The sequence below is a fragment of the Chitinophaga sp. genome, from assembly GCF_036569125.1.
GTDB lineage: Bacteria > Bacteroidota > Bacteroidia > Chitinophagales > Chitinophagaceae > Chitinophaga.
Genome location: NZ_DATCRF010000344.1, coordinates 1 through 5,220 on the forward strand (window position 1 = coordinate 1; position 5,220 = coordinate 5,220).

The following is a 5,220-nucleotide window of genomic DNA, read 5'->3' on the forward strand; positions in this document are numbered from 1 at the left end:
TTATAATTAATCTGCTCAGTACCACACACTACGGCTATGCCTTCCGGCGTACGCAGGGCCTGTGCTTCCAGCAGGTCTACCATGGTTTTGTTGCGGGGATAGTTTACCTCGCCTCCGCTAAATTCATTCAGCAGCGAGCGCTCTTCTTCCGTTATGCCAATATCAGCAACCCGCTGCGACATATCCCCCACACATGCTTCCAGGATCTCCACATAATTCCGGAGCATATAATCGCTTAACGGCTCAAACTGCACATCACACTTCAGGTCCAGCCGCACTCTTACCCGCTGTCCATTATCCGTGAGCGTTATACCAACGTCATACTGATCATCTCCTACAAGGTCGTTCCCGCTGCCCGGCACCGGGCATTCCGTTAAGCCTTCAAAGCTAAGCGAAGCGCCATTTTCCTTGATCATGTTAAAAACAGCCTGGAACAAAGGCGCTAAGCCTGTTCTTTCTTTCCTGTTTATTTCCCTTACAATTTCTTCATAGGGCACATCGCTATGCGCAAAGCTATCCAGCAGGTCTTTGTTCACCCGTTCCAGCAAGCTGCTGACCGTATCATCCTCCTGTAGATCCAGGGTGTTCACCAGCCTTTTTGCGAACAGGCCTATTACATCTGTATACTGCCGTTTGCCGAACCCGCGGCCATTTACAATATTCCCGATACTGATCCGGTTGTGCTTTGAATATTTGTGTAACAGGATAAAATATGCAAGCTGGTACACAGCTGAATGAAGCACTTTCTTCCGCAGGGAAAGCACCCTGATCTCTGCTGTAAGCGCGGCAGGAAGATCTGTTTCCCGGTAATAAATGGAAGGGGCCGACTTATAGAATGAAAGGTCCAGCACAGGCCTTTGCCCGGAGAGCTTATTTAACCAATATTGTTTTTGCTGCGCATAAGCCGCTTCTGCTGCAGTGTTATTCTGACTGATGGCGTATTCAAAATATTGTTTGTCAGGCAGACTTAGCGCAGGGGCCCGGCCGCTTAGATACTCATTGTAATACCGCGCCAGCTCAGTCCAGCATAGCTGCATGGAAAACATGTCGGTAATAATATGGTTCATGGTGAGTATAAAGTAGCTCTCATTCCCAAACTCCAGCACCTTAAACCTTACCAGGCATTCGTTCTCAATATCAAACTCATATAGCTCTTCCCTGCGGGATGCTGCGCTCAATGTTCTCTCTATAAATACAGGATCAGTGTTATCAAATTTTTCATGCTCCCAGAGATCTTCCACGGGAATATTGTCCCGGATCAGCTGGCATAACTGATCATCATAGATCCTGAAAGAGGTCCTCAATGATGAATGCCTTTTTAAAACAGCTTCCAGCGCGCTTTTCAGCGCATCTGCATTCAGCGGCCCCCGGTAGGCCTTTTTTTGTGTAAAGTTCCAGAAGGAAATGCCTTTGCCGGCCGCATGAAACCATACGCCCTGCTGCTGGGGGGATGCGGCCACGATATTACAGGCATCCTCCGGATACGTCCTTTTCTTCTTTTGTGTCGTCATGGTAACCTGGGTAGTTAATAGGAAAAGCCGATGGCATCTTTGGCAAATACCTTTTTGGCTGAGGAGGCAAGGGTCATAGCAACAAAATCGCCGAAGATCACGCCTTGTTTTGTGAGCACCAGCTCATCCCGGTCAGCGGTTATATATCCTTTATTAACCAGTTCGTCTATTGCTTCAGGGATCAGATCAAAATAGTCGAAGCCGAATTTTTCAATGAATTCCTCCTTCCGGTACGACAACAGCCGTGCAGCGCAAAGCAGCAGCTCTTTTGCGATCATGTCTTTATAAGACATCTGGAAAGTGCGATAGATGGGGATCTCATTCTTCTTAACTTTTTCAAAATACGCCTGCACATTATTCAGGTTCTGGTAATTGAATACGCCGATCTTGCCAAAGGAGGAAGCGCCGTAGGCGATCATATCCTGGTTGCGCCAGGTATTTTCAATATACCGGCTCTGCGCCCCGTTCCTTGTAAAAGCAAAAGTGCTCCACAAGCCGTAGCCTTCCGACAACAGCATGTCCAGGGCTTTTTCAAAGAACATGATCTCATCTGAAAGGGTGGGCAGCTCTATTTCCTTATTGTATACGCCTTTTTTGAAGAAGGCGGTATTGGAATAGGTTTTCATTTTATAAATGGTGAGCATATCTGTTTGCTGGGCCATAGCTGTTTCTACAGACTGTACCCAGCTGCTCATGGTTTCGCCTGCCAGGCCGCTCAGCAGGTCAATATTCACTTCAAAGCCGCCAATATCCTGTACGGTTTTAATGGCGTTGATGGCCTGTAAAGCAGTATGTTTGCGGCTGCTGAGCCGGATCACCTCATCATCAAACGACTGCACGCCCATGCTGATGCGGTTAACGCCGCACTGCTTCAGCCATTCCAGCTTGCTTTTATTGAAAGTGCCTGGTTCTGCCTCAAATGCAAATTCAGGGTCCACGATCCGGTGGTGCTGATGCAGCGTTTCCAGGATCTTTTTGAACTGCTTCTCCGTTAGCACAGAAGGTGTGCCGCCCCCTACATAAATGGAGTTAACATTGCGGCCTGCCATATTGAATTTCTTACTCACCATCTCTATTTCCCGGCAAAGATGATCCACATATTCCTCTACCTGGTCCTTTGATTTGATCTGCTCCTTCATATAAAAACAATAGTCGCAGATCTGGATGCAGAAGGGAATATGGATATAGATGTTCACGCCCTCATCCGCCAGCAGCCGGTCGTTACGGCTGTTATTCCAGTATTTGTAAAAGGGGTAGTTGGTATAAAACTCCTCCCGTGTGGGCAACCCGCTGATGCCGTTTATATTCAGCATTATTTTATCAGGGTCAACGGATGTTCCGCTCAGATCAACGGTGTTCAGGAACTTTGCCATACAGCAACAGGTTTTAATGATTAAGATTATTTTTCTGCGATGATCACCATCGATTTTGCATTGTTATCATAAGGCATACCCGCAAAATCGCCGTAGATGCGGATGTTCCTGAAACCCACTGCTTCCAGGTGGCCTTTGAGCTCCGTGGCAGAATACAGCCGGTGATAGGCCGTGATCTCCGTTTCATCCTCTCCCTTCCTGATCAGCCTTTTGCATTCAAGCCGGTTCCAGTTATCCAGGATGCGGGTGGTTGCCAGCACATTGTAGCCATCAAACTCCAGCTCTTCCTTTGCCCTGAAAGTAGCGGCAATCACCTCTTTGCCCAGGATCTCTATTACAAAGCGCCCGCCTTCTGCAAGGGAGGTATGCATGTTCCTGAGCACCGTGATATCATCTTCAATATCATCGAAGTAACCAAAGGAAGTACACAGGTTCACGATCAGGTCAAATGATCCGGGCCGGGAAAAGTTCCGCATATCGCTGTGTACAAACTCAATGTCAAGCCCCTCTTTCATTGCATTATCTCCCGCTATTTCCAGGTATGGCCTGGTAATATCCACGCCCGTAACACGAAGCCCGTTCCTGGCCAGCTCTATTGAATGCCTGCCAATACCACAGCAGAGGTCCAGCACCCGGCTGTTCTCCTTCAATCCGCCCAGCAGCCGTATCAGCCGGCCAATCTCTATGAAGGTTAACCTTACGAGGCCCTTATTAAAAATGATTGAACGCTTCAGGATCCAATCCTCTTCTTTTTCAAACCAGGAAACTTTTTCCATATGGGATTTTTTTAGAGTTATAGAAATGAAATAATAACAGCTCCGCTATACCAGCAGTGATCCAACGGTAATATCTGCACCGGCTGTCATAAACCGGCAAAGGGTGTCGAGATATTGATCCATCAGGCCTTTCAGCGCATTCTTGTCAAACATGCCTGCTGCGGACGACCAGCGCATGGTAAGGCCGGAACCGGTATCAAAAACAGCAACAGACAAAGGCAGGTTCTCTTTATCCTTTAATGGAATGTACAGCTGCAGGCTTGCGCCGTTGAGATGGTGATCAGTGGTATGCAGGTGATATCCAAAGAACACCTGCATCAGTCCCCGGGTATCGATCCGTTCCTTTTTCAGCAGTTCTGCCAGGTCTTCAAAAGGAAAACGCTGATGCTGCATGCTGTTGAGGATAACTGCCCTGCAGCCTGCTGTAAATTCCCCGATGCGCGCCGCAGGTGTGATCTCAACTTTCAGCAGGATCATGTTAGATAAAAGGCCCACTACATCTTCCAGCCCTCTCTCCCCCCGGTTGTGCACCGGCAGCATTATTGCAAAATTTTCTGCAGCGGTAATGCGGTGAATGAACAAACAGTATGCGATCAGCAACAGCTGGTACCGGCTAAGGTTACTGCTTTTAAGATAGGCTTTCAGCTGATCGCAGATGGGTGCCGGAAAGGCGCACACATAGCTGTTGCCGGCAAAGGGCGCCGCCGGGCCTGTACCTGCTGCAGGTTTTTCCCATAACAGGGGCACTGGCGTGGAAAACTGCGCTTTCCAGAAATGCAGGTCCTCCTGGTATTGGGAAGTATGTATATACTCAAAAAGCCTGCGCTGAAAATCTTCAAACTGAAGCCGTTCCTTTTGACCGGCGCTTTTATTATAACAGGCTGCAACATCCGCTATAATGGTTTTCATGGATTCGCCATCTGAATTAATATGCGGCATATCTATATGCAGATACTGCTCTGCATTTGCAAGCGTTAGCACAAAAGCGCGGATCAGCGGGTAGCGGTCAAAATCAAATGGTTTTGTCCATTCCATGATGGCGCTGTCAGGGGCTGCTGCAGCAACACTCAGGGGAGTAATGCTGAAATCAAATTCCGTCCCTACCCTTTTATAAACATTGTTCTTCTCAAAACCAAAGGCGGTACGCAGGCTTTCATGGGCTGCGATCACTGCTTTAAAAGCGCTTTCCAGCTTCTCCAGGTTTATTGCGCCCCGGATCTTGAAGGTGAGGCTGGAATTAGGAAAGGCCAGCGAAGGATTCAGCTTTTTCTGCACAAACAGGTTCCGCTGCGCAAGGGTGGCTTTGCGGTGGTCAAATTCCGGCAAAGCGGTGCTACCTGTTGCTGGTACTGTTTTGCGCTTTTGCTCAATATAATCAGCCAGTGTTTTAACAGTAAGGGTATGAATGCCGAACAGCTCCGTTACGGTAAGGGGTATACTGAAATGATCTCCTATCTCATATCCTAACCGCATTAACAGCAGGGAATCACCGCCCGATCCAAAGAAATCATCGTTGGGCCCTATGCTGTTATGGCCCAGCAGGCGTTGCCAGATGGCTAA

At 48.2% G+C, this 5,220-nt stretch carries 4 protein-coding genes; all 4 read right to left on the bottom strand.

The window, feature by feature from the left end; translation table 11 throughout:
• On the bottom strand, positions 1-1,511 hold a 1,511-nt coding region (locus VIM87_RS12770), incomplete at its 3' end, for a condensation domain-containing protein (protein WP_331997366.1).
• 14 nt (positions 1,512-1,525) lie between these two features.
• Positions 1,526-2,884, bottom strand: a complete 1,359-nt coding sequence (gene hemW, locus VIM87_RS12775) for a radical SAM family heme chaperone HemW (protein ID WP_331997367.1) — start codon at positions 2,882-2,884, stop codon at positions 1,526-1,528.
• 26 nt (positions 2,885-2,910) lie between these two features.
• Positions 2,911-3,660, bottom strand: a complete 750-nt coding sequence (locus tag VIM87_RS12780; protein WP_331997368.1) for a class I SAM-dependent methyltransferase — start codon at positions 3,658-3,660, stop codon at positions 2,911-2,913.
• Between the two features lie 45 nt (positions 3,661-3,705).
• Positions 3,706-5,220: condensation domain-containing protein (locus VIM87_RS12785; RefSeq protein ID WP_331997369.1), on the bottom strand; the 1,515-nt coding region annotated here is incomplete at its 5' end.